Raw genomic sequence first — 23,311 nt, forward strand, 5'->3', positions numbered from 1 at the left:
CGTCGGGATGGGGGACACTCCCCGCATGAACCGGGTCGTGCTGCTCGTCCTCGCCCTCGCCCTGCTCCTCCTCGCGCCGCTCGGGCCCTCGGCGGCCGCTCCGGCGGTCGCCGCCTCCCCGCCGGTGCTCGTGCTCGACGTGCCGGACGGCCTCGCCTCCTACTCCGCGACGGCGAGGCTGACGGTCACGATCGACGGGGCGCCGGCGGCCGGGCTGGCCGTGACCTTCCTCCGCTCCGGGCCCGGACCCGACGTGACCGAGGTGGTCGACGGCGTCACGGACGAGACCGGCCTCGCGACCTACGCCTTCCGTCTCGACAGCTCGGGTCCCTACGCCGTCGAGGCGCAGGTGACGGATACGGAGGGTGTGGTCACGACCGCTCGGGACGAGGGGTACGCCCACCTGCGGACGCCCTGCCGTTGCTCTCCTCCGCGTCCGGACCTGCGAGCGATCGACGCCGCCAACGGCGACGACCGGGTCCTCGTGCGGCACGAGTTGGCCGCCGGCGCCTGGGTCAAGCTGATGCGCAAGCGACCGGACGGTGGGGCGGTGCCGATCCGCTACGGCACGCTCGACCGGGACGGCCGCATCGCGTGGCGCGTGCGCGACCGGAACGCTCGGAAGGGGACCTGGTACCTCGTCAAGGCCGGACCGTCCGAGGACACCGTGCGTTCCTCGGCCACGATCGCCGTGCGGTGACGGGCACCACCGGCCGTACGAGAGTGCGCAGCATGACCCGGCGCCTGCTGCTCTTCCTCTCGGTCGTCCTCCTCGTCCTCGCGCCGGGCTCGGCGCGGGCGGAGGAGGCTCCGCCGCGGGACGAGGCGCCGGTGGACGTCGCCCTCTCGCTGCCGGTCGGGTCCTACGGGGAGACGGTCACCGCGGAGCTGCTCGCCGGCCGAGGGGGCGAGCCGGTGCCGGGCCTGACGGTTGAGTTCTCGTGGACCTCCTCGGGCGTCGAGCCAGAGAGCGGCAGGGCCACGACGACCACCGACGAGGCCGGCACCGCGCGGACCGACCTGGTGCTCGGCGAGCACACGGTGCTGACCGGCAGGGTCCTCGGCGCCGAGGGGGAGGAGCTCGGGGCCTCGACGGTCAGCTACGGCATCGTCTGCCGGTGCAGCCCGCTGATCCCGACGCTCACCGCGACCGGCGTCGCGGCCCGCAACGGCGACGACCGGTTGGTGCTGCGGACCCACGACCTCCCGGTCGGCGCGGTCGTCGACCTCTTCCGGGTCACCCCGGACGGGGAGCGGGCCGACCGGATCCGCCGCAGCCGGGTCGACGAGGACGGCCGGCGCTCCTGGCGGGTCACCGACCACAATGGCTCCCGCGCGACCCGCTACTACGCCGTGGCCCTGCCGACCGAGACCAGTCCGCGCGCGCGGACGTCGGTCGTCCGCGTCCGCTGACCCTCCCGCTGCCTCGACCGCCGGCTGGCTAGCGTCGGCGACATGAGCGAGCGGATCACCATCTCCACCTCCGACGGACCGGCCGAGGCGTACGTCGCCGGGGAGCCCGGCCGGCCGGGCGTGCTGTTCTTCGTCGACGCGATCGGGCTGCGTCCCCAGGTCGAGCAGATGGCCGACCGGATCGCGTCCTGGGGCTACTTCGTGCTGGTGCCGCACGTCTTCCACCGTGACGGCTCGGCGGCGGAGCTGGCGCCGCAGGGGGACCTGCGGGAGGCGGCGGCCCGCGAGGCGTTCTTCGCCGGCGGGGCGATGGACCGGGTCGGCGCCTACACGCCCGACCGGTCCGACCCGGACACCGACGCCTGGCTGGCCGCCCTCGCGGAGCGGGCCGGGGAGGGTCCGGTCGGGGTGACCGGCTACTGCATGGGCGCCCGGCTCGCGGTCCGGGCCGCCGGGCGGCACCCGGACCGGGTGGCCGCGGTCGGCGGCTGGCACGGCGGCGGTCTGGTGACTGACAAGCCGGACAGCCCGCACCTGGCGATCGCCGGGTCGACGGCGACGTACGCCTTCGGGCACGCGGACCAGGACCGGTCGATGCCTCCCGAGGCGGTCACGGCGCTGGGTGAGGCGCTGGCGGCCGCGGGCCGGCCGCACACGAACGAGGTGTTCGCCGGGGCGCCGCACGGCTACACGATGGCCGACACGTCGATGTACGACGAGGCCGCCGCTGAGCGGCACTTCGAGCAGCTGCGTGAGCTGCTCGCCCGCACCCTGGCCTGAGCGTCGACCGAACTACTGGTGGAAGTCGCTCCCCGTCGCCGGTCCCACGCTCAGCCTCACGTCCCGTGCCGGACTTCGACCAGCACTTCGGTCAGGGACGGTCGACCCCGGAGACCGCCGAGCCGCTCGCGGCCACCGTCGGCCGGTGGGGAGATCCGGGGAAGGTCAGAGGCAGCTCGAGCGGCGCGCTGAGCCGGACGGTGACGCGGTCCTCGGCCGGGTCGACGGCGACGGTGTGCCGCAGGCCGGGGTAGCGGCGGTAGGCGCCGACCTGGGTCAGGTAGTCGCGCACGGCCGCCGAGGCCTGGGCCGCGGTCACCTCGAGCCGCCCCTCGGGCACGCCGCCCTCGTAGACGTCGGCGCCGGTCGCGCCGAGGTCGGCGCCGTGCAGCGCGGCGCCGTCGGCGAGGGTGCCGAGCCCCGAGCGCTGGAGGTACGCCGCCGTCGCGTCGACCACGACGGCGACCGCGATCGCGAGGAACACCGCGAAGCCGACGATCAGCACGGTCACCTGCCCGCGCTCGCCGCGGCGGGCCCGGTCAGTCCGCCGCACCGGTCACCTCCTGGTACTGACCGATCGGCACGGTGTGGGTCGCGTCGAGCGCGAAGGACGGCGCCTGTCCGCCGAGCACCTCCGGCATCAGCGGCAGGTCGACGCGGGACTCGATCCGGACGGTGATCACCGACGTCCCGCTGTGGCAGTCCGCGGGGTAGGGCGTGCAGGTGATCCGCACCGCGAGCGGTGCGCCCTCGAGGCCCTGGTCGGCGAGCGCGCGCCGGGCCAGCAGCTCGGCCTGCCGGGTGCCCTCCGCGTCGGTCGGTGCCAGCGCGTACGCCCGCGCCGCCGACCGGGCCGCGCCACCCACGCCGAACGCGCCGCGCTGCACCTCGAAGACGCTGAGCAGGATCCACAGCATGGGCACCAGCAGCAGGATGCCGAGCCAGGTGACCTCGACCAGGGCGCTGCCGCGCTCGCCACGGGACAGCCGGGTCTCGAGCACGGCGCTCACGGAGCGTCCTCCAGTGGGCGCTCCTCCACGGCGTGGCCGCTCACGTCGAGCTCGACGGCGGGCCCGCCGAGACCGAGCGCGGGGACCCGGACCCGGACCGTCACCTCGACGCCGGGCTGCCCGTCGACCGTCACCTGCCGGGCCGAGACGTCGCGGGCGAAGCGCCCCGAGACGGCGCCGGTGATCTGGTCGCGGGTGAGCGCGGCGCCGTCGGCCGGGTCGCGGCCGGCCGTGGCGGCGTACCGCGCTCCCTCCGAGGCCGCGGCGGTGACGGTGTTGCGCACCAGCAGCACCAGCGCGACCTGCAGGATGCCGAGGAAGAGGGGCACCAGCACGACCAGCACGAGCACGAAGTCGACGACGGCGGCCCCGCGCTCGCGACCGGCCGCCCGCCGCACTACTGCACCTTGGCCAGGGCGCTGTTGAGCATCTGGGTCAGCTGCTGGTCGGCGACCTTCCAGATCATCATCACCAGACCGGCCGTCATGACGGTGACGAGCACCCAGCCGGGCACGTCGCCCCGCTCGTCGCGCTCGCGGGGCGCGGTGAGCGTCAGCAGCACCAGGTGGAGCCGCAGGAGTGCGGCGTCGAGGTGTTCCATGGTGGTTCCTTCCCGAGACATCAGTGAAGCGTCGGAGCGCTAGGGCGTGGTCAGGCTGAGCCCGACGACGCCGGGCCAGAAGGCGAACAGCACGGTCACCGGGAGCACGAGGAACACCACCGGGACCATCATCACGACCTCGCGGCGGGCCGCGACCTCGATCAGCTCGCGGCGGCCGGCCTCGCGGACGTCGGCGGCCTGCGCGTGGAGCACGTCGGCCAGGGGGGTGCCGCGCTCGACGGCGACCGCGATGCCCTGGGCGAAGCGGGCGACCAGCGGCAGCCCGGAGGCGGCCGCGAGGCGGTCGAAGGCGGCGGACACCGGCTCGCCGGTGCGGACGGCCGCCAGGACCCTGCCCAGGTCGGCCGACAGCTCGCCACCGCTGCGGGCCACGACCCGGTCCAGGGCGGACACCGGGCTCTCGCCGGCCGCCACCGACAGGGCGAGGAGCTCTGCGACGGTCGGGAACTCCGCGAGGATCCGTCGCTCGCGCGAGCGCACCTGACCGGTCAGGTGGCTGTCCCGCGCGACGATCCCGAGCACGAAGGCGACGCCGCACAGCACCGCGGAGGACAGCATGCCGCCGGGGTCGGCGAGCGCGTCGAGGACGCCGTACGCCGCCGCGACGGCGAATGCGGTGAGGCCCCACAGCACCTGCTCGACCCGGAAGTCGTGGACGCTCCGGTCGAGCCCCGCCCGCTCCAGTCGGCGGCGGACCGAGGACGCCCCGCCCAGGACGCGCTCGACCGTGTCGGCGGCCGAGCGCAGCAGCGGGCCGTACACGGCCGCGACCACCGACCGGGGCGGCGTCGCCGGTGCGGTGGCGCCGGCGCGCGGCAGGTCGCGGAGGTACGGCAGCACCCGGACCGACAGCTGCGGGCGCCGCGTCGCGGCGACGCGCGTGGCGACGAGCAGCAGCCCGGCGGCCGTCGTGGCCCCGAGGAGGGCACCCCACGCCGCGGGGGTCACGACAGGATCCGCCGCTCGGTGGGCAGCCGGCCGATGCGCATCATCAGGCGGTAGGCCAGGACGCAGGTCGCGGCGCCCACCACCAGCACGACCACGCCTCCGGGGGAGGCGTAGCGGCGGATGACCTCGGACTGGAAGGACATGAAGAGGAGCACCAGCCACGGTGCGGCGACGGCCAGGCGGGCGCCGTTGACGGTCCAGGCCTGGCGTGCCTCCAGCTCCGAGCGGGTCCGCAGGTCGTCGCGCAGGTAGCCCGACAGGTTGCGCAGCAGCCGGCCGAGCTCGCCGCCGCCGACCTCGCGGGCGACGCGCAGGCCCTCGACCACCCGGTCACCGACGGGGTCGGCCAGCCGGTCCTTGAGCCGGTCGAGGCACTCGCCGAACCGGCCGGTCACCTGGTAGTCCAGGGCGAAGTCCGCGAACGCCGGCTGCAGCGGCTCCGGCCCGCGCGTGCCGAGGGCGGCCAGCGCATCGGGCAGCGACAGCCCCGCGCGGACGGCGCTCGTGAGGTGGTCGACGGCCTCCGGCCACACCTCGGCGAGCTCGCGCTGCCGGCGTCGCGCCCGGCCGGAGACCACGGCGACCGGGAGGTAGCCGCCCATCGCGCCGAAGGCGAGCGCGACGGGCGCCGTCGCCGAGACCGCCTGCACCACGACCGCCGCCACGACGCCGGAGACCAAGCACAGCGCGAGGAAGGACGCCGGCGAGACCGACCGCATGCCGGCGCGGGCCAGCAGCCGGTCCGTCCTGCCCGCGGTGCGGGTGTCGGTGCGCGGAGTGCGGGGCACGAAGAACGCCGACCACACCAGCAGCAGGCCGACGCCGACGCCGAGACCGACGAGCGCGCCCACCTCAGCGGCCCTCGCGGAGCGGCCCGGCGAGGATCGCGTGGACGTCGATGCCGGCCCGCTCGAACAGGTCGACCCGCGGCGGCATGCCACCCACGCGCCGCAGCTCGCCGCCGGAGCGGCGGAAGACGGGCTCGGTCTCGATGATGTCGTTCTCCACCCGCCCGGGGACGCCCACGACCTCGTTCACCCGGCGTACGCCGTGCTCGTCGACGCCGAGGTGGACGACCAGGTCGACGGACGAGGCGACGGTGGGGACGACGAACCGGGCGGAGATGTTCTCGCCGGCGAGCAGGGGCAGCGTGCACATCTTGACCAGCGCCTCGCGGGCGGAGTTCGCGTGGATGGTGCACATCCCCGGCAGGCCGGCGTTGAGGGCGAGCAGCAGGTCGAGGCACTCCTCGGCGCGGACCTCGCCGACGACGATGCGACTGGGCCGCATCCGCAGGCTCTCCTTGACCAGCTCCCGCAGCCGCACCTCGCCGGTGCCCTCGAGTCCGGACTGCCGGGTCTGCAGGGGCACCCAGTCCGGGTGGTGGAAGCGCAGCTCGAAGACCTCCTCCGCGGAGATCACCCGCTCGCCGCCGGGGATCGCGCCGGCCAGGCAGTTGAGCATGGTCGTCTTGCCCGCTTGGGTGCCGCCGGCGACGATCACGTTCAGCCCGGCGCGCACCGACGCCTCGAGGAAGGTCGCTGCCCGGGGGCTCAGCGACCCGAGCTCGACCAGGTCGGACAGGCGGGCGGCCTTGAGCACGAACTTGCGGATGTTCACGGCCGAGAACCCGCGGCTGATGCCCTGCAGCACGACGTGCAGCCGGTGGCCCTCGGGGAGCATCGCGTCGACGAACGGCGTGCTGACGTCGACGCGGCGGCCGCTGGACTTGAGCATCCGCTCGACGAGCTCGTCGACCTGCGCGCTGGTGAGCATCAAGTTGGTGAGCTCGTGGCGGCCGTTGCGGGCGATGAAGACGCGGGTGGGGTCGTTGATCCAGATCTCCTCGACGGTCGGGTCGTCGAGGAACGGCTGGAGGGGACCGAAGCCGGCCACCCGAGCGACGAGCTCGCCGACGACCGCGCTCGGGTCGTGGACGGCCGCGACCTGACCGGTGAGGCTGCGCTGGTCGTGGTCGCGCACGACGGACTCGGCGATGCGGCGTACGACGGCGGCGTCGCGCTGCGGGTCGACGCCCTCGCGGCGCACGGCCTCGCGGACGACCTGGTCGAGCTGCTCGACCAGGTCCGTGCGGTCCGCGCGGGGCGGCGCGGCGGGATGGGTCAGTGACATGCAGGTCCCCCGAGATGGTTGCTGCCGACCGCTCCATCATCACCGCCGATCGCGGGCTGTAAAGGGTTCGTCCGGCGATCTGTGGACAACGGGACGGGTGTGGCCGGAGAGGCGGACTTCCAGCCGCGGCGGCCCATGTAACGCGACGTTCGCCGCTGTGTCGGCACGTTGCAGCGTGCCGACACAGCAGCGAACCTGTCGTTACATGCGGCTCGGCGGCCGGCGTGGGGGAGCGGGCGGACGGAGGAGCCGGAGAGGCCATGTCCAACCGGTGTCAGGGGCATCAGGTGACGTGTGATGCGGGACTGGTCCAGACCAGCGATCCGTGGGTGGTTTGGGGGGTCTGACCAGCGGCAACACGGTGTCCACATGGCTGCGCCGCTGGGACCCGGTGCACCGATCACTCACTCATGCACCGGGCAACTCCCGGCAGGACACGGAGACAGCTATGCGATCAGTCGCGCCTGCGAAGAAGTACCTCGCCATCGCCGCGGCGGTGGCAGTGACCGGGTGGGCCGGGATGGCCCCGGTGGCCGCGGACCCGGGCAACGGGAACGGCGGCGGCAACGGCAACGGTGGCGGTTCCAGCCAGGAGGCCCCGGGCCAGCAGGCCAACGGCCAGGGCAACGGCAGCGCCGGCCAGGGCAACGGCAACGGCCAGGGCCAGGGCGCCGGCCAGGGCAATGGCAACGGAGCCGCCCAGGACGGCCCGAAGCCCGGGAACGGGAACGGGAACGGCCCCAAGCCGGGCAACGGCCCCAAGCCGGGGAACGGGCCCAAGCCCGGCAACGGCAACGAGGACGGCCCCAAGCCGGGCAACGGCCCCAAGCCGGGCAACGGCGGGGGCAACGGCGACGGCCCCAAGCCGGGCAACGGCCCCAAGCCGGGCAACGGCCCGAAGCCGGGCAACGGCGGCGGCAACGGCGACCCGGCCGGCAACAACGGCACCGTGAAGATCGCGCCGCTGGGCGAGATGGACGGCATCCCGAACAACAGCCCGCACCCGGGCTGCACCTTCCAGGTCGAGTGGTACGGCTTCGACGAGGGCGCCGACATCATCTCGACGGTCACCTTCGCGATGCACGCGCCGACCAGCGACGTCGGCCTGAGCGTCGACGGCCCGTCGACGGTGTTCGTGGGCGGCGACCCGGCCAGCGGTGCGGGCACCGACACCGGTCTCGACGGCGTGGCGACGTACACCCTCTCCTTCGACGGCGAGCCGCACCCGAAGCAGGGCTACCACGTCAAGCTGACCGTGGCGACGCCACGCAGCAACGGCAACGACACCAAGACCAAGGTGTTCTGGGTCGAGCCGTGCGCCGAGACCCCGTCGGCCTCGCCGAGCGTCGACCCCAGCGAGGAGCCGACCGACGAGCCGACCGACGGGCCGACCACGCCGGGGGTCGCCGGTGAGAGCGAGGAGGCCGACGAGACCGACGCCGGCGTGCTCGGCGTCCAGGCCTCGGCGTCCCCCTCGGACGAGGCGGGCGTCCTCGGGACCACCGCCAGCGCCGACGACGACGACTCGGCCGTGCCCACGGCCGTCGACGCCGGTGAGGACGGCCCGGTGATGGACTTCGTGTCCTCGCCCGTGCCCTGGATCGTGATCGGCCTGGGTCTCGGCATCGCCGCCCTCGCCATGGTCCGCCGCCGTCAGGGTGCCTGACCAGCAGCAGACGACGAGCCGCGGTCGCGGCCGGGCCGGCCTCTGGCTGGCCCTGGCCGTGGCCGCGGCGCTCGTCGTGGGCGGAGGGGTCTGGCTGGCGCGTGACCCCGGCCAGCGCCAGGTCGTCACCGACCAGCCGTCGGCCACGCCCGGCTGGTCGACCAGCCCCTCGCTCGGGACCACAGCGGAGGCGGTCCCGGCCCCGCGCCGGCCCGGCGCTCCGGTCCGCCTGCGGATCCCGGACCTCGGCGTCGACGCCCCGGTCGAGCCGGTCAAGGCCCCCGACCGCACCCTCGTCCCGCCCTCGGACCCGCAGCGGCTCGGCTGGTGGGCCGACGGCGCCAAGCCCGGCGACCGTGAGGGCAGCGCGCTGGTCGCCGGCCACACCGTCCACACCGGCGGCGGCGCCCTCGACGACCTCGAGCAGCTGACGGAGGGCGACCGGGTGGTGGTGCGCACCGATCGGGGCGTGCTGCGGTACGCCGTCGCGAAGGTCCGCATCTACACCAAGGGCCGCCTCGCCTCGGACGCCGAGCGGCTGTTCAGCCAGGACGCGCCCGGCCGCCTGGTCGTCATCACCTGCGAGGACTGGGACGGCACCCGCTACCTCAGCAACGTGGTCGTCACGGCCGTCCCGGTCTGACCACGACCGGCTGACCGATCGGCCAGACCTGCGCGGAGGGGCTGCCGGCGCGCCTCTCGGGCCTCTACCGTGCTGCTGTGCTCGCACGTCTCGGAACCGCACTGCTCGGCCTGGCCCTCGCCGCGGCCGTCCTCGTCCTGCCTTCCCCGGCGCAGGCCGTCACGCCGACGGAGTACGCCTCGGCGGCGTTCTCCACGACCAACAAGGTCCGCGCCAACCACGACCGCGCCAAGCTCAAGGCCAGCACCTGCCTGAAGAAGGCCGCCGTCCGCCAGGCCAAGCTGATGGCCGGCAAGAGCGACATCTTCCACCAGCTGCTCGGGCCGCTGCTCGACGGCTGCCTGCTGACGATGGTGGGGGAGAACGTCGCCTACGGCTACCCGGACGGCAAGACCGTCGTCCGCAAGGGCTGGATGAAGTCGCCGGGCCACCGCGCGAACATCCTGCGCAAGGGCTACACCCACATGGGGATCGCCGCCCGGAAGTCCGACGAGGGCGTCTGGTACGTCGCCCAGGTGTTCGGCACCCCGCTGTCCTGACCCGGGCCTGATCCCGGCGCCCGGCCCGCGCCCGGCCCGCGATGCCCGCGGCGCCTGGCGAGCGGCGTACTCTTCACCCTCGTGGCAGGCCCCGACTTCGACGTAGCGATCAAGCAGCTCCAGGCGACCATGCGCACGATCGAGCAGGTGCTCGACGTCGACGCCATGCGCAGGGAGATCGCCGACCTCGGCGAGCAGGTCGCCGCGCCCGACCTGTGGGACGACCAGGCCAACGCCCAGCGCGTCACCGGCCGGCTCTCCGCGCTCCAGGGCGAGCTCGAGCGGTTCACCGGCCTCTCCGACCGGATCGAGGACCTCGGCGTGCTCGTCGAGCTCGGCCAGGAGGAGGGCGACGCCGACTCCATGGCCGAGGCCGAGGCCGAGCTGGGCCGGATCCGCAAGGCCGTCGAGGCGCTCGAGGTCCGCACCCTGCTCAACGGCGAGTACGACGCCCGCGAGGCGCTGGTCTCGATCCGTGCGGGCGCCGGCGGCGTGGACGCCGCGGACTTCGCCGAGTCGCTGATGCGGATGTACACGCGCTGGGCCGAGCAGCACAAGTACCCCGTGGAGGTCTTCGAGACCTCCTACGCCGAGGAGGCGGGCCTGAAGTCGGCCACCTTCGCCATCCACGCGCCGTACGCCTACGGCACGCTCAGCGTCGAGGCCGGCACCCACCGCCTGGTGCGGATCAGCCCGTTCGACAACCAGGGACGCCGCCAGACCAGCTTCGCCGCGGTCGAGGTCGTGCCGGTGCTCGAGCAGACCGACGAGATCGAGATCCCCGAGGAGGAGATCCGCGTCGACGTCTACCGCTCCGGCGGTCCCGGCGGCCAGTCGGTCAACACGACCGACTCCGCCGTGCGCCTGACGCACCTCCCCACCGGCACGGTCGTCAGCTGCCAGAACGAGAAGAGCCAGCTGCAGAACAAGGCCAGCGCGATGGTGGTCCTCAAGGCCAAGCTGCTCGCGCGGAAGAAGGCCGAGGAGAAGGCGCAGCTCGACGAGATGCGCGGCGACGTGCAGGCGTCGTGGGGCGACCAGATGCGCAACTACGTGCTGAACCCCTACCAGGTCGTCAAGGACCTGCGGACCGGGCACGAGTCGGGCAACCCCTCGGCGGTCTTCGACGGCGACCTCGACGGCTTCCTCGAGGCCGGCATCCGCTGGCGCCGCGGCGCCGACCGCGCCGAGGAGAACTGACCGGCGCGCTCAGCGCACCCGCACGGTCGCCGAGCGGGGTCCGACCGGGCCCCAGCCCTCGCTGTTGCGCGCCCGCACCGCGAAGCGCCAGCGGCTCCCGGCGGCCGCCTCGAACGTCGCGGCCGTGACCGTCAGCGTCTCCGACCGCACCGTCTGCAGGACCTTGCTGCCCTTCACCCGGTAGGCGAGGACCTGGTACGCCGCGACCGGCGCGCCGCCGTCGTCCGCCGGCGCGAGCCAGCGCAGCGCCGCGGTCGCCGCGCCGCCCTTGGCGCCCGCCTGGACCGTCGGTCGCGCGACCGCTCCCGGCCGCTCGAGGACCACCGGCTCGAGCTCGGGCTCCGGCTCGGGCTCGGGCTGCGGGCCGGGGTCGGGCGTGCTCCCGTCGCACCCGGCGACGGTCAGGGTGTAGGCGCCGATGCTGCCGTAGTCGTCGTACCCGAGCGACGGCGCGCCGACGCCGTCCACCACGACCTGCCAGCCGCTGCCGGTGACGGGGGAGGTGAGGGTGGCGGCGGCCGGGCCGAGCGGGTCGGCGGAGGCGACCTCGACCCCGGCGGGGTCGACCAGCGCCACCCGCGGGTCGAGGTCCGGGCCGACGGCGGCCGGGCGCACGGTCACGGTGACGTTCCCGGCGCACGCGCCGAGCTCGTAGGCGTCGGTGTCGGTGCGGGTGGTGACGTACGCCGTGCCCGTGGGCAGCGCGCTGCCCTCGTCGGCGCGCAGCGGCGCTCCGGAGGCCGCGACGACCGACACGTCGTCCTGCCGCTGGGTGGCGCCCGGGTAGCTCCCGTCGCTCCACTGGGTGACCGTGCGGGTGTACGGCGCGCCCATGATCGGTCCCCAGGAGGCGTGCCCCTCGTAGTACTCCTCCGAGCCGCGGCCGTCGTGCTCCAGGCCGAGGGTGTGCCCGACCTCGTGGCTCACCGCCTCGGCGATGCGGCCGGGGTGGTCCTGGACGCCGCCGGGGAAGATCCACGCCGGTCGCAGCCGGCCGCCGTCGACGACGTCGAACACGTCGAGGTAGGCCACGCCGCCGCACTCTCGGTCGCACCAGGCCCAGGCGGCGTCGCTGTCGGTGACCAGCGCCGTCATGCCGTACGCCGTGTCGTCGGGGCCGCTGCGGCGGATCGCGGCCGGGCCGGGGTCCTCGGTGGTGACGTCGACCCGGAACGGCGCGTAGTCCTCCGCCACGCGTGCCCAGATCTCCTGGATCGCGGTCCGCTCGCCGGCGGAGAACGTCGTCGGGTCGCCGTCGGTGTCCCAGCCGGCGTGGAAGCCCGACGGGAACGGCGCGTCCCCCTCGTTCCACTCGGTGCCGGTCACGGTGGCGCCGTCGAAGTCGAGGTGGACCACCCGGGAGGCGCCCGGGGAGCTGTGCAGCGCGAAGGTCTCCGTGAGCGGGTACGGCGCGCGGGGCACGAACCGGCGGGCCGTCGGCGGGAGCTCCTCGGGCAGCGGGTCGACGACGACCACGGGACCGTCGGTGGCGCCCGCCACCGTGGTCACGGAGGAGGAGCCGGGGCGGTCCGCACGGTCCGCACGGTCCGCGGCGGCGGGGGCGACCACCGCCGGGACGAGGGCGGCGCCGAGGGCGAGGACGAGGAGGGAGGAGGTGGTGCGCATGGCGGAGCGAAACTAACCCGCGGACGGACGCTCGGGCAGCGGATCCGCCGGTCACGGGCCGATCGGTCGACGAGATGGCCCGCCCGGGCGGGGTCAGCCGGGGACGGTCGCGCCTGTGGTCGCCGTGACGACGGCGGCGCACCAGCGGCTGGCGCGCTCGAGGTGCTCGGTGCGGTCCAGCGAACGCGGTGCCGTGATCGAGCAGACCAGCCACGCGTCGCCGAGCAGCCCGCGGTACGACGCCTCGCGCACGTCGCCGCGCCGGCACACGAGCGCCACGCCCGGCTCGCCGAGGTCGGGTGCGTCCGCGACGCGCGAGCAGCCCCGGCCGGCCGTGGCGCCGTCGGCCAGCCCCCGCGCCCGGGCGGGGGTGACCGGCGGGGCGAAGACCCAGCCGCGCGCCGTCGTACGCGCTCCGCCCCAGGTGCATCCGTGCTCGTGGGCGACGTCGGTGACCTGCGGGGTGAGCTCGGCGGTCTCGCCGTTGTCGTAGGCCTCGGCGCGGACGGCCGGCCCGCCGAGCGCGTCCTCGACGGCGGCCGCGGTGACGCCTGCGCAGAAGGGCGCGCGGAGGGCGGCGAGGCCCCGGGTCTCGAGGTCCTCCAGCCCGGTGCCGGGGGCGAGGACCGCGGGCCCGGCGGCTGGGGGAGCGGTCCGATCGGCGGTGTCCGCGGCGTCCTGGGGGCCGGTCAGCGCCACGCCGGAGCCGACGACGACACCGGTCGCGAGGACGCTGGCGAGCAGCGCACGGACCCCGGATGGCATGGGCCACACCGTAGTGAGCCGCGGCTCGCCGGTCCCCGGGGTGGTGGGGTCGCTCGCGTACCGTCTTCCGGGTGATTCGCTTCGAGAAGGTCACCAAGACCTACCCCGGCACGGGCAGCCCGGCGCTGGACCAGGTGTCGGTCGACGTCGAGAAGGGCGAGTTCGTCTTCCTGGTCGGTGCGTCCGGTTCGGGCAAGTCGACCGCGCTGCGGCTGATGCTCCGCGAGGCGCGGCCGAGCTCGGGCCGGGTCTACGTCGCCGGCAAGGAGATCAACCGGCTCGCGGGCTGGAAGGTGCCGCGGCTGCGCCGTCAGATCGGCACGGTCTTCCAGGACTTCCGGCTGCTGCCGAACAAGTCGGTCGCCGAGAACGTCGCCTTCGCGCTGCAGGTGATCGGGCGCTCCCGCGCCGACATCCGCACGGTCGTGCCGGAGACGCTCGAGCTGGTCGGGCTGGAGGGCAAGGCCGACCGGATGCCCGACGAGCTGTCGGGTGGTGAGCAGCAGCGGGTCGCCATCGCCCGCGCGTTCGTGAACCGGCCGATGATCCTCATCGCCGACGAGCCGACCGGCAACCTCGACCCGTCGACGTCGGTGGGGATCATGAAGCTGCTGGACCGGATCAACCGGACCGGCACCACCGTCGTGATGGCCACCCACGACCACGGCATCGTCGACCAGATGCGCAAGCGGGTCATCGAGCTCGAGGACGGCCGGGTCGTGCGCGACCAGGCCCGCGGCGCCTACGGCTTCCAGCACTAGCCCCGCACTAGCCCCGCACCAGCCCCGCACCCTCAGCGACCCGACGGCCCCGCGCCGACCACCCGTCGTACCCCTCACGGAACGAGAGCGCCCCTCCCTCATGCAGCTTCGCTACGTCTTCACCGAGCTCGGCCAGGGCCTGCGCCGCAACGTGTCGATGCACATCGCGGTCGTCCTGACGCTGTTCGTCTCCCTCACCCTCGTCGGCCTCGGCCTGCTGCTGAACCAGCAGGCCGACAAGGCGGCCGACCAGTGGGGCTCGCAGCTGCAGATCACGGTGTGGCTGTGCAAGGACGACGACGACAACCCGCGCTGCACCAGCGAGGTGACCGAGCCGCAGAAGGACGCGATCGCCGAGGCGATCGAGGAGAACCCGGAGGCGGCGAGCCACTACTTCGAGACCAAGGAGGAGGCCTTCGAGAAGATCAAGGAGCTCCTCGGTCCCGAGCGGTTCGAGGGCCCCAACCCGGCGGCGACCGTCGACGACATGCCGCAGTCGGTGTGGATCACGCTGGAGGACCCCAACGAGTTCGAGGGCGTCACCAGCGCGGTGCAGGGCCTGCCCGGGGTCTCCTCGATCCGTGACGCCCGGGAGGTGCTGCAGCCGATCTACGGGTCGATCACGGCGCTGAAGTACGGCGCGTGGGGCACCGCGGCGTTCCTCGTCCTCGCGGCGTTGATGCTCGTCGCCAACACGATCCGGCTGGCCGCGCTCGCGCGGCGCCGGGAGATCGGCATCATGCGACTGGTCGGTGCGTCCACGCTCTACATCGCGCTCCCGTTCCTGCTCGAGGCGATCGTCACCGCCGTGGTCGGCGTCGCGCTCGCCGCGGGGGCGCTGGGGGCGTTCATGTGGTTCGGCATCCACGAGCGCGCGGCCACCGGCCTGACGTTCATGCCGTGGATCGGCCTGCCGGAGTACACCTCGACCATCGCTGCGATCGCGGTGCTCGGGCCGGTGCTCACCCTGCTGCCGACACTCCTGCTGACCCGCAAATACCTCAAGGTCTGACCCGGGTCGCTTACGGTCGTCCCGGTGTCACAGAGGCACCACGAGTCACACCCGCCTCTCCATCCCCTGATCCGCCGAAGACGAAGGCTGACCCGGTGCGCTTCTTCCCCCGTGCCGCACGCCGACGACTGGCCGCAGCGACCATCGCCTGCTCCGTCGCCGTCGGTGCGCTCACCGTCCCCCTCGCTGGTGCCGAGGACGACCTGAAGGACCAGCAGCAGCAGGTCCAGAAGGACCTCAAGCACGCCGCCGGCGACCTCGAGCACTCCAGCGCCCGGCTGCGCAAGGCCGCGGGTCGGCTCGAGGCGGCGGTCGCCCAGCTGCGCGAGGCGAAGGCGGAGCTGGCGGACGCGCGGACCCGGCTCGGTGCCGCCCAGCGGCTCGACCGGCGCATGCAGGCCAAGCTCGAGGCGGCCGAGGCGCGCCTGACGGCCGCCCGCGAGGAGCTCGCCGAGGGCCAGGTCGCGCTCGAGGCCCAGCGCGAGCGGGTCACCGACACGATCACCTCGATCTACGAGCAGGGCGACCCGGAGCTGCTCGCGTTCGCCTCCATCCTCGACGCCCAGACCCCCGAGGACCTCACCCGGCGGATGGCCGCCCAGGACGTGATGGTCGGCCGCGAGACCCGGGCCTACGACGACCTGCACGCCGCCGAGGTGCTGCTGCAGGTGCGGGAGAACAACGTCGAGGACGCCACCAACGAGGTCGCCGACCAGCGGCGCGACGCCGCGGAGCACCTCGACACGATGCGGGTCCTGCACGAGGAGACGCGCAGCGCGGCGACGAAGGTGCGCGGCCTCGTCGCCGACCGGCGTACCGCCCAGCAGGCCGCCGCCCGTGCCCGCGCCCAGGACCAGGCCGTGCTCGACCGGCTCAAGGCCAAGGAGCGCCGGATCAAGCAGCGCATCCTCGAGCAGGCCCGCCGCGCCCGGATGCGCCACCGCGGCTACCGCGGCACGACCGACGGGCTGCTCATGCGGCCCAGCGACGGCCCGGTGACCTCGCCGTACGGCTACCGCGAGCACCCGATCTACCACTACTGGGGCATGCACGACGGCACCGACTTCGGCGCCGCGTGCGGCTCGCCGATGTACGCCGTCGCCTCCGGCACCGTGATGACGCGCTACTACTCCTCGGTCTACGGCAACCGGCTCTACCTCAACGTCGGTCAGGTCAACGGCCGGCTGATCACGGCCGTCTACAACCACGCCACGCACTACACCGTCGCCCCCGGCCAGCACGTCGAGCGCGGCCAGGTCGTCGGGTACGTCGGGTCGACCGGCTGGTCCACCGGCTGCCACCTGCACTTCACCACGCTCGCCAACGGCGCCTCGACGAACCCGATGCAGTTCTTCTGAGCCCGGCTGCCGGCGCGGCTGCTGGTGGGGTGCAGGCGTACCACCAAGAGGTGGTACGCCCGCTACCGCCGGGGGGTATCAACGCGGCGTCCCCGGCAACCGCGTTGCGCGTCTCTGGGAGACTGGTGGGATGCCGAAGGAGCAGGGCCAGAAGATGATCGCGCAGAACAAGAAGGCGCGACACGACTTCGCGATCGAGGACACCTTCGAGGCGGGGCTCGTGCTGCAGGGCACCGAGGTCAAGTCGCTGCGACAGGGCCGGGCGTCGCTGGTCGACGGCTTCGTCGACATCGACCGCGGCGAGGCGTGGTTGCACGGCGTGCACATCCCGGAGTACTCCCAGGGCACCTGGACCAACCACTCCGCCCGGCGCAAGCGCAAGCTGCTGCTGCACCGCACCGAGATCGACAAGATCGAGCGGCGGGTCAGCGAGAAGGGCCTGACGGTCGTGCCGCTCGCGCTCTACTTCAAGGACGGTCGCGCCAAGATCGAGATCGGCCTGGCCAAGGGCAAGAAGTCGTGGGACAAGCGCAACTCGATCGCCGAGCGGACCGCCAACCGCGAGAAGGAGCAGGCAGTCGGCCGGTTCCTCAAGGGCATGCGTGACTGAGCCGGCCACCGCCGCGCCGCTCGCCGGCGAGGAGCAGCCGGTCGACCGGCGCGGCGACGTACCCGACGTGGTCGCGTTCTGGGAGGCGCTCGGGCTGCCCGGGCTGTTCGACGTGCACGTGCACTTCCTCCCGCCGCCGATCCAGCGGGCGGTGTGGGCGGTCTTCGACGGCGCCGGCCCGAAGATCGGCCGGGACTGGCCGATCCGCTACCGCACCGGCGTCGACGAGCGGGTCGAGCTGCTGCGGGCGATGGGCGTACGCCGCTTCTCGGCCTTGCCGTACGCGCACAAGCCCGGCGTGGCGACGTACCTCAACGACTGGGCCGCGGGGTTCGCCGAGCGGGTGCCGGAGAGCCTGCGGTCGGCGACCTTCTACCCCGAGGACGGTGCGGCGGCGTACGTCGCCGAGGCCGTCGAGGCCGGCGTCGACGTCTTCAAGCTGCACCTGCAGGTGGGGGAGTTCCACCTCGACGACCCGCTGCTCGCGCCCGTCTGGGGCGTGCTCGAGGACGCCGGCACGCCGGTCGTGGTGCACGCCGGCTCCGGCCCGGTCCCGAACGAGTTCACCGGTCCGGAGTCGACCCGTCGCGTCCTGGCCCGCCACCCGCGGCTCGCGCTGGTCGTCGCGCACATGGGGGCGCCGGAGTTCGACGAGTTCCTCGAGCTGGCCGAGGCGCACGAGAACGTGCACCTGGACACGACGATGGTCTTCACCGACTTCTTCCCGGCGACGTACCCGGCCGACCTCGTCGCGCGGCTGCGGGACCTGCAGCCCAAGGTGCTCCTGGGCAGCGACTTCCCGACCATCCCGTACCCCTACCGCCACCAGCTCGACGGGCTGGCCGCCCTCGACCTCGGTGAGGACTGGCTGCGCGACGTGTGCTGGCACAACGGCCTGCGGCTGCTCGGTCCGGCCCGCGCATGACGGTCACCGTCCTGCTTCTCCTCGCGGTGCCGGCGGTGCTCTTCGGGCTGCTGCTCGCGGGCCTGCTCGTCCTCGTCCTGACCCGGTCGCGCCCGGCGCCCGCGCCGCCCGTCGTGGCGCCGGCCCCGGGCGGCGGGTTCGCGCCGGTGCCGAGCACGTGGAACGTCCAGGTCCTCGGCCCGGGCGTGATCGGCCGGATGGGCGGCACGCTCGGGTCGACCTTCGGCACCCTGGCCCTCGCCGACGGCACCGTGGCCTTCACCCCGGACGGCGCGACCGCGCCGGCGTGGGTGGTGCCGTGCGCGCAGGTGTGGGTACGCCGCCAGGGCGTCGGTCCGTTCGCGGTCGCCGCCCTGCGCCTGCACGGCCCGATGGGCGAGGTGTCCTGCAACGTGAGCCGCGAGCACATCAACCGGATCTCGGCGAACTCGCTCAAGGACTTCCGCGAGGCGGGGTACGCCGGCCAGTTCGTCGCCTCCGCCCAGGCGCACGGCGTACGGCTGGGCTGACCTGACCGGCGCCGAAGCCAGTGCCGGGGCCGCCTGCGGAATAGCCGGTGCGGCTCCTCGGTTGGACCCCGTAGACTGCCCGACGCGGCTCGCGCCGTGCAGCACAACTCAAGAGGGGCTGATCGGTTTCGACTTGGGACGTTAGTCCCAGGGGAAGCGGGTCGAGGAGCCAGCGTCATCTCGTAAACGCTCGCTGGAAACCTATAACTGCCAACGCTAAGCGCAGTTCCTTCGCTCTCGCCGCCTGAGCGGTGATCGAAGCGTCAGACCGGGCATCCGTCTCCGTCCCGGAACCTGGCGTCATCTAGGAGACTTGCTGCTCACTCCGGGTCACGGAGGGTGAGCGGGACTATTCCGTGACTGAGCCTGTCGGGGACGTGTCCGTGCGAGCCCCGGGGCCGAGAAAAGCGACATCACGGACTGCACCCGGAGAAGACCTGGTTCGACGCTCGAGGACGCGGGTTCGATTCCCGCCAGCTCCACCACTGACCATGGCCAGCCCTCTTCGCCAGAGCCGCTCCGACACCCGTCGGGGCGGCTCTGGTCGTCCGGGGCGGTGACGAACCGCCGCGGATCGGACGCGAGCGCCCCGGACGACGTCCAGGGTCCGGCCACGGGACGCAGCGGGCGACCGCCGCGACGGCTGTCGACCCGCGGCTGGAGCGGCTCACCCGACGGCCGGGTCCTCGCGATGACGCAGAAGGACGACGCCGGCGTCCTGCTGTGGCCGGTGGCGGGCGAGACGACGCCCCGACCCGTGGGAGGGCCCACCGAGCCGGCGCGCAGCGTGCTGTGTCGCCGGACGGCCCGACCCTGTGGGCGGTCAGCGGCACCGAGGGCGTCGTCGCGCTCGACGCCCGCACCGGCCGCGAGCGTCGGCGGTCCGAGCTGCCGGAGGGATGAGCCGCGTCGGCGGTCCGCCTCCTTGAGGAACTGCTTCACGGTTGTTCACGTTCTGTTCAGGATCGTCAGCCTTCGGCGTCACCCGGTCTCCTTAGCGTCCTCGGCGTCATCACCCGAGACTTCAGGAGCAAACGCGTGAAGCGCACTTCCTTCCGCCGTGGGATCGTCCCCGGCGTCGCCGTCCTCGCCCTCGCCCTCTCCGCCTGTGGCGGGTCCGACGCCGGCAGCGACGAGGGTGGCAGCTCGAGCGACGTGAGCGGCTCCGTCGCCGTCGACGGCTCGTCCACGGTCTTCCCGATGAGCGACGCGGCCTCCGAGCTGCTGTCCGAGGAGAACCCCGACGTCAAGGTCACCGTCGGCGAGTCCGGCACCGGTGGCGGCTTCGAGAAGTTCTGCGCCGGCGAGACCGACATCTCCGACGCCTCCCGCCCGATCGAGGAGGACGAGATCGCGCTGTGCGAGGAGAACGGCATCGAGTACACCGAGCTCCAGGTCGCCACCGACGCGCTGACGATGGTCGTCCACCCCGACCTCGAGGTCGACTGCCTGACCACCGAGCAGATCGTCACGCTGTGGGGCCCCGACTCCGAGGGCAAGGTCACCAACTGGAACCAGGTCGACCCGAGCTTCCCCGACCAGGAGATCAGCCTCTTCGGTCCCGGCTCCGACTCCGGCACCTTCGACTACATGGCCAACGACGTGATCGGCGCCGAGTCCGAGACGACCCGCACCGACTACGAGGCCTCCGAGGACGACAACGTCCTGGTCCAGGGCGTCGCGGGCACCGAGGGCGGCACCGGCTACTTCGGCTACACCTACTTCGAGGAGAACGCCGACTCGCTGAAGGCGCTCTCGATCGACGACGGCAACGGCTGCGTCGAGCCCTCGGCCGAGACCGCCCAGGCCGGCGAGTACACCCCGCTCGCCCGCCCGCTGTTCATCTACGTCAACAACGCGAAGTACAACGACAACGAGGCCACCAAGGCCTACGTCGACTTCTACATCGAGAACCTCGCCGAGATCGCCGAGATCGGCCAGTTCATCCCGCTGAGCGACGAGCTCTACAGCGAGACCCAGTCGGGTCTCGAGGGCATCTCCGCCTCCTGATCGGAACGAAGGTCCCGCTCGCATGAGCAGCATCAGCACCGGCGCAGGCCCGTCCTCCGGGACGGGCCTGCCCGGCGTCCCCAGCCTCGGCCGCCAGCGGCGGCCCGTCGAGTCCGTCATCAAGGCGGTCCTCTTCTGCGCGGCCCTCCTGTCGGTCCTCGTGACCTTCGGGATCATCGCCGCGCTCATCAAGCCCGTCCTCGACTTCTTCGCCGAGGTCCCGTTCGGGGACTTCTTCGCGACCGAGGGCACGTACGCCGTCCTGCCGCTCGTGGCGGGCACCGCGATGACCACGGTCATCGCCCTGCTCGTCGCGGTGCCGCTCGGCCTCGGCGCCGCGATGTACCTGTCGGAGTACGCCTCCCGGCGGGCCCGGAAGTTCCTCAAGCCGACCGTCGAGCTGCTCGCCGGCGTGCCGTCGGTGGTCTACGGCTTCTTCGCGCTGACCTTCGTCACGCCGACGCTGCTGCAGGACCTGCTGAACCTCGAGGTCGGGTTCACCAACTCGCTCGCCGCCGGCCTCGTGCTCGGCGTGATGATCGTGCCGACGGTGGCCTCGCTCTCCGAGGACGCCCTGTCCGCGGTGCCGCAGGCGCTGCGCCAGGGCTCGCTCGCGATGGGCGCCAACCGGATGCAGACCACGCTCCGCGTCGTCCTGCCCGCCGCGCTCTCGGGCGTCGCCGCCGCGGTCGTGCTCGGCATGTCCCGGGCCGTGGGCGAGACGATGATCGTCGCGCTCGCCGCCGGCGCGCAGAAGAACCTCTCGTGGGACCCCCGCGAGGGCATGCAGACCATGACCGGCTTCATGGCCACCACCGCCGGCGGTGAGAACCCCGTCGGCTCCACGTCGTACAACACCCTCTTCGCGGTCGGGATGCTGCTGTTCGTGATCACCTTCGTGATCAACATGATCAGCATCGCCCTCGTCCGCCGGTTCAGGCAGGTCTACTGATGAGCGTCGCCGCCACCACCGCCCGCGAGGTCACCACCAGCTCGGTCGCCACCGGCAAGAGCCGGGACCGCAGCGTCGGCTCCCTCGCTTTCCTGGGCGCCCTGTGGTTCTCGCTGTTCTTCGGGGTCATGGTCCTGGTGGTCCTGATCCTCGACACCGCCATCACCGGTGCGCCGCGCTTCGACGGCGCGCTGATCACCGACTACAGCTCGCGGGTGCGGCCCGAGTCGACCGGCTTCCGCGCCGGGATCCTCGGCTCCCTGTGGCTGATGCTCTTCACGGCGCTCTTCGCGGTCCCGCTCGGCATCGCCGCCGCGCTGTACCTCGAGGAGTTCTCCGACGGCAACCGCTGGTGGAACCGGTTCATCGAGCTGAACCTGCAGAACCTCGCCGCGGTCCCCGCCATCGTCTACGGCCTGCTGGCCGTCGCGGTCATGGCGTTCATGGGCTTCCAGCGCACCGGCATCGTGCTCGGCGGCGCCATCGCGCTGGCGCTGCTGATCCTCCCGGTCATCATCATCACCACCCGCGAGGCAGTCCGGGCGGTGCCGCAGGAGATCCGGCAGGGCTCGCTCGCCCTCGGCGCGACCGTGTGGCAGACGACCTGGCGCCAGACCCTGCCCTCAGCGGTGCCGGGCATCGCCACCGGCACGATCCTGGGCCTGTCCCGGGCCATCGGCGAGGCCGCTCCGCTCATCATCGTCGGCCTGGCCACCGGCGTCCGGTTCGACCCCGAGGGCCTGCTCAGCGAGATCACCGCGCTGCCGATGCAGATCTTCTCGCTGACGAGCCAGTCCCAGGAGGACTTCCAGACCGCCGCCTCCGCGGCGATCGTCGTCCTGCTCGTGATGATCCTGGGCCTCAACGCCCTGGCCATCTTCATCCGCAACAAGTTCCAGCGCAGCTGGTGAGGAGTCACCCCATGTCCATCAAGCCCGCCACCGCCACCGCTGGTGCCCCCTCCGCCGCCGACCCGAGCGGCTTCGCGGCCGTCCACGGCGAGGCCGACCGCCAGCTGGCCGACGTCCCGCCGGACCCGGTCATGGAGGCCTACAAGCTCAACGTCTACTACGGCGACTTCCACGCCGTGCACGACGTCAACCTGACCTTCGGCAAGAACGAGATCACCGCGCTGATCGGCCCGTCGGGCTGCGGCAAGTCGACGGTGCTGCGCTGCCTGAACCGGATGAACGACCTGGTGACCGGCGCGCGCGTCGAGGGCGAGGTCAACTACCACGGCCAGAACATCTACGCGAAGAACGTCGACCCGATCGCGGTCCGCACCCACATCGGCATGGTCTTCCAGAAGCCGAACCCGTTCCCCAAGTCGATCTACGACAACATCGCCTACGGCCCCCGGGTCACCGGCATGAAGGTCGACGACATGGACGAGCTGGTCGAGCAGGCCCTGCGCGGCGCGGCGCTGTGGGACGAGGTCAAGGACAAGCTCAAGCAGTCGGCGTACGGCCTCTCCGGCGGCCAGCAGCAGCGCCTGTGCATCGCGCGGACCATCGCGACCCGGCCCGACGTCATCCTCATGGACGAGCCGTGCTCCGCGCTCGACCCGATCGCGACCTCGCGCGTCGAGGACCTCATGCTCGAGCTGCGTAGCGACTACACGATCATCATCGTCACCCACAACATGCAGCAGGCGGCCCGCGTCTCCGACCGCACCGCCTTCTTCACCGCGCGGCCCGACGAGACCACCGGCAACCGCACCGGCCTGCTCGTCGAGTTCGACCAGACCCGGAACATCTTCTCCAACCCCCACGACAAGCGGACCGAGGACTACATCTCCGGTCGCTTCGGCTGATCCACACCCCCCGGGA

General features: G+C 73.1%; 26 protein-coding genes and 1 other RNA gene. 18 read left to right on the forward strand and 9 right to left on the reverse strand.

The window, feature by feature from the left end:
• Positions 1-25: 25 nt before the first annotated feature.
• The 3 genes from QWY28_RS05945 to QWY28_RS05955 are packed head-to-tail and all read left to right on the forward strand — an operon-like array spanning position 26 to position 2,193.
• Positions 26-700 (forward strand): hypothetical protein, encoded by a 675-nt coding sequence (locus QWY28_RS05945; protein ID WP_300951402.1) that lies wholly within the window; start codon positions 26-28, stop codon positions 698-700.
• 32 nt (positions 701-732) lie between these two features.
• Positions 733-1,413, forward strand: coding sequence for an Ig-like domain-containing protein (locus QWY28_RS05950; RefSeq protein ID WP_300951403.1), 681 nt, complete (start codon positions 733-735; stop codon positions 1,411-1,413).
• Positions 1,414-1,455: 42 nt separating this feature from the next.
• Positions 1,456-2,193: a dienelactone hydrolase family protein gene (locus QWY28_RS05955; protein WP_300951404.1), complete on the forward strand. Its 738-nt coding sequence runs from the start codon at positions 1,456-1,458 to the stop codon at positions 2,191-2,193.
• 91 nt (positions 2,194-2,284) lie between these two features.
• Here the strand turns inward: QWY28_RS05955 and QWY28_RS05960 are convergent, their stop codons facing one another.
• Genes QWY28_RS05960 through QWY28_RS05990 form a run of 7 tightly spaced genes read right to left on the reverse strand, consistent with a single transcriptional unit; the run spans position 2,285 to position 6,906 of the window.
• Positions 2,285-2,746, reverse strand: coding sequence for a pilus assembly protein TadG-related protein (locus QWY28_RS05960; protein WP_300951405.1), 462 nt, complete (start codon positions 2,744-2,746; stop codon positions 2,285-2,287).
• The gene (locus QWY28_RS05965) at positions 2,733-3,203 is read right to left on the reverse strand and encodes a hypothetical protein (RefSeq protein WP_300951406.1); all 471 of its coding nucleotides are present in this window, start codon (positions 3,201-3,203) and stop codon (positions 2,733-2,735) included. The genes QWY28_RS05960 and QWY28_RS05965 overlap by 14 nt, the downstream gene beginning before the upstream one ends.
• Positions 3,200-3,601: a TadE/TadG family type IV pilus assembly protein gene (locus QWY28_RS05970; RefSeq protein ID WP_300951407.1), complete on the reverse strand. Its 402-nt coding sequence runs from the start codon at positions 3,599-3,601 to the stop codon at positions 3,200-3,202. Before QWY28_RS05970 ends, QWY28_RS05965 begins: the two co-directional genes overlap by 4 nt.
• The gene (locus QWY28_RS05975) at positions 3,601-3,804 is read right to left on the reverse strand and encodes a hypothetical protein (RefSeq protein WP_300951408.1); all 204 of its coding nucleotides are present in this window, start codon (positions 3,802-3,804) and stop codon (positions 3,601-3,603) included. The genes QWY28_RS05970 and QWY28_RS05975 overlap by 1 nt, the downstream gene beginning before the upstream one ends.
• Before the next feature lie 39 nt (positions 3,805-3,843).
• On the reverse strand, positions 3,844-4,773 hold the full coding sequence (locus tag QWY28_RS05980) for a type II secretion system F family protein (protein WP_300951409.1): 930 nt from the start codon (positions 4,771-4,773) through the stop codon (positions 3,844-3,846).
• Entirely contained in the window at positions 4,770-5,624 is an 855-nt protein-coding gene (locus QWY28_RS05985; protein WP_300951410.1) for a type II secretion system F family protein, read from the reverse strand. Before QWY28_RS05985 ends, QWY28_RS05980 begins: the two co-directional genes overlap by 4 nt.
• Before the next feature lies 1 nt (position 5,625).
• Positions 5,626-6,906, reverse strand: coding sequence for a TadA family conjugal transfer-associated ATPase (locus QWY28_RS05990; RefSeq protein WP_300951411.1), 1,281 nt, complete (start codon positions 6,904-6,906; stop codon positions 5,626-5,628).
• 448 nt (positions 6,907-7,354) lie between these two features.
• Here QWY28_RS05990 and QWY28_RS05995 point away from each other — a divergent pair, with 448 nt between their 5' ends.
• From QWY28_RS05995 to prfB, 4 genes are all read left to right on the forward strand, one after another.
• Positions 7,355-8,572, forward strand: a complete 1,218-nt coding sequence (locus QWY28_RS05995) for a hypothetical protein (protein WP_300951412.1) — start codon at positions 7,355-7,357, stop codon at positions 8,570-8,572.
• On the forward strand, positions 8,565-9,215 hold the full coding sequence (locus QWY28_RS06000) for a class F sortase (protein ID WP_300951413.1): 651 nt from the start codon (positions 8,565-8,567) through the stop codon (positions 9,213-9,215). The genes QWY28_RS05995 and QWY28_RS06000 overlap by 8 nt, the downstream gene beginning before the upstream one ends.
• Before the next feature lie 77 nt (positions 9,216-9,292).
• On the forward strand, positions 9,293-9,754 hold the full coding sequence (locus QWY28_RS06005; RefSeq protein WP_300951414.1) for a CAP domain-containing protein: 462 nt from the start codon (positions 9,293-9,295) through the stop codon (positions 9,752-9,754).
• Positions 9,755-9,835: 81 nt separating this feature from the next.
• Entirely contained in the window at positions 9,836-10,954 is a 1,119-nt protein-coding gene (gene prfB, locus QWY28_RS06010; protein WP_300951415.1) for a peptide chain release factor 2, read from the forward strand.
• Between the two features lie 9 nt (positions 10,955-10,963).
• Here the strand turns inward: prfB and QWY28_RS06015 are convergent, their stop codons facing one another.
• Positions 10,964-12,580, reverse strand: coding sequence for a zinc-dependent metalloprotease (locus tag QWY28_RS06015; RefSeq protein ID WP_300951416.1), 1,617 nt, complete (start codon positions 12,578-12,580; stop codon positions 10,964-10,966).
• A gap of 93 nt (positions 12,581-12,673) precedes the next feature.
• A complete protein-coding gene (locus QWY28_RS06020; protein ID WP_300951417.1) occupies positions 12,674-13,345 on the reverse strand; it encodes a hypothetical protein in 672 nt (223 codons plus the stop codon).
• Between the two features lie 71 nt (positions 13,346-13,416).
• On the opposite strand from QWY28_RS06020, the gene ftsE reads away from it, so the two are divergent.
• The 11 genes from ftsE to pstB all read left to right on the forward strand — a co-directional run bounded on the left by ftsE (position 13,417) and on the right by pstB (position 23,295).
• Positions 13,417-14,106 carry a cell division ATP-binding protein FtsE gene (ftsE, locus tag QWY28_RS06025; RefSeq protein WP_300951418.1) on the forward strand — a complete coding sequence of 230 codons (690 nt, stop codon included), beginning with the start codon at positions 13,417-13,419 and terminating at the stop codon, positions 14,104-14,106.
• Positions 14,107-14,206: 100 nt separating this feature from the next.
• Positions 14,207-15,118 carry a permease-like cell division protein FtsX gene (gene ftsX, locus QWY28_RS06030; RefSeq protein ID WP_300951419.1) on the forward strand — a complete coding sequence of 304 codons (912 nt, stop codon included), beginning with the start codon at positions 14,207-14,209 and terminating at the stop codon, positions 15,116-15,118.
• 95 nt (positions 15,119-15,213) lie between these two features.
• Positions 15,214-16,476 (forward strand): peptidoglycan DD-metalloendopeptidase family protein, encoded by a 1,263-nt coding sequence (locus QWY28_RS06035; protein WP_300951420.1) that lies wholly within the window; start codon positions 15,214-15,216, stop codon positions 16,474-16,476.
• Between the two features lie 130 nt (positions 16,477-16,606).
• The gene (gene smpB / locus QWY28_RS06040) at positions 16,607-17,086 is read left to right on the forward strand and encodes an SsrA-binding protein SmpB (protein ID WP_300951421.1); all 480 of its coding nucleotides are present in this window, start codon (positions 16,607-16,609) and stop codon (positions 17,084-17,086) included.
• Positions 17,079-18,011 (forward strand): amidohydrolase family protein, encoded by a 933-nt coding sequence (locus tag QWY28_RS06045; protein ID WP_336622405.1) that lies wholly within the window; start codon positions 17,079-17,081, stop codon positions 18,009-18,011. The genes smpB and QWY28_RS06045 overlap by 8 nt, the downstream gene beginning before the upstream one ends.
• Entirely contained in the window at positions 18,008-18,520 is a 513-nt protein-coding gene (locus tag QWY28_RS06050; RefSeq protein ID WP_300951422.1) for a hypothetical protein, read from the forward strand. Before QWY28_RS06045 ends, QWY28_RS06050 begins: the two co-directional genes overlap by 4 nt.
• Before the next feature lie 114 nt (positions 18,521-18,634).
• Positions 18,635-19,005: a transfer-messenger RNA gene (gene ssrA, locus QWY28_RS06055) on the forward strand.
• A gap of 553 nt (positions 19,006-19,558) precedes the next feature.
• Positions 19,559-20,530 (forward strand): PstS family phosphate ABC transporter substrate-binding protein, encoded by a 972-nt coding sequence (locus QWY28_RS06060; RefSeq protein WP_300951423.1) that lies wholly within the window; start codon positions 19,559-19,561, stop codon positions 20,528-20,530.
• Positions 20,531-20,552: 22 nt separating this feature from the next.
• Positions 20,553-21,482 carry a phosphate ABC transporter permease subunit PstC gene (gene pstC, locus QWY28_RS06065; protein WP_300951424.1) on the forward strand — a complete coding sequence of 310 codons (930 nt, stop codon included), beginning with the start codon at positions 20,553-20,555 and terminating at the stop codon, positions 21,480-21,482.
• Positions 21,482-22,393: a phosphate ABC transporter permease PstA gene (pstA, locus tag QWY28_RS06070; protein WP_300951425.1), complete on the forward strand. Its 912-nt coding sequence runs from the start codon at positions 21,482-21,484 to the stop codon at positions 22,391-22,393. Before pstC ends, pstA begins: the two co-directional genes overlap by 1 nt.
• 131 nt (positions 22,394-22,524) lie before the next feature.
• Positions 22,525-23,295, forward strand: coding sequence for a phosphate ABC transporter ATP-binding protein PstB (pstB, locus tag QWY28_RS06075; protein ID WP_300952276.1), 771 nt, complete (start codon positions 22,525-22,527; stop codon positions 23,293-23,295).
• Positions 23,296-23,311 lie beyond the last annotated feature (16 nt).

Source organism: Nocardioides oceani (genome assembly GCF_030412965.1).
Taxonomy (GTDB): Bacteria; Actinomycetota; Actinomycetes; order Propionibacteriales; family Nocardioidaceae; genus Nocardioides; species Nocardioides oceani.

Bases quoted from the DNA above. Each gene is read 5' to 3' on its own strand.
- QWY28_RS05945 (WP_300951402.1), top strand. From the start codon at position 26: ATGAACCGGGTCGTGCTGCTCGTCCTCGCCCTCGCCCTGCTCCTCCTC.
- QWY28_RS05950 (WP_300951403.1), top strand. From the start codon at position 733: ATGACCCGGCGCCTGCTGCTCTTCCTCTCGGTCGTCCTCCTCGTCCTC.
- QWY28_RS05955 (WP_300951404.1), top strand. From the start codon at position 1,456: ATGAGCGAGCGGATCACCATCTCCACCTCCGACGGACCGGCCGAGGCG.
- QWY28_RS05975 (WP_300951408.1), bottom strand. From the start codon at position 3,804: ATGGAACACCTCGACGCCGCACTCCTGCGGCTCCACCTGGTGCTGCTG.
- QWY28_RS05990 (WP_300951411.1), bottom strand. From the start codon at position 6,906: ATGTCACTGACCCATCCCGCCGCGCCGCCCCGCGCGGACCGCACGGAC.
- QWY28_RS05995 (WP_300951412.1), top strand. From the start codon at position 7,355: ATGCGATCAGTCGCGCCTGCGAAGAAGTACCTCGCCATCGCCGCGGCG.
- QWY28_RS06015 (WP_300951416.1), bottom strand. From the start codon at position 12,580: ATGCGCACCACCTCCTCCCTCCTCGTCCTCGCCCTCGGCGCCGCCCTC.
- QWY28_RS06020 (WP_300951417.1), bottom strand. From the start codon at position 13,345: ATGCCATCCGGGGTCCGTGCGCTGCTCGCCAGCGTCCTCGCGACCGGT.
- ftsX (WP_300951419.1), top strand. From the start codon at position 14,207: ATGCAGCTTCGCTACGTCTTCACCGAGCTCGGCCAGGGCCTGCGCCGC.
- smpB (WP_300951421.1), top strand. From the start codon at position 16,607: ATGCCGAAGGAGCAGGGCCAGAAGATGATCGCGCAGAACAAGAAGGCG.
- QWY28_RS06050 (WP_300951422.1), top strand. From the start codon at position 18,008: ATGACGGTCACCGTCCTGCTTCTCCTCGCGGTGCCGGCGGTGCTCTTC.
- pstC (WP_300951424.1), top strand. From the start codon at position 20,553: ATGAGCAGCATCAGCACCGGCGCAGGCCCGTCCTCCGGGACGGGCCTG.
- pstA (WP_300951425.1), top strand. From the start codon at position 21,482: ATGAGCGTCGCCGCCACCACCGCCCGCGAGGTCACCACCAGCTCGGTC.
- pstB (WP_300952276.1), top strand. From the start codon at position 22,525: ATGGAGGCCTACAAGCTCAACGTCTACTACGGCGACTTCCACGCCGTG.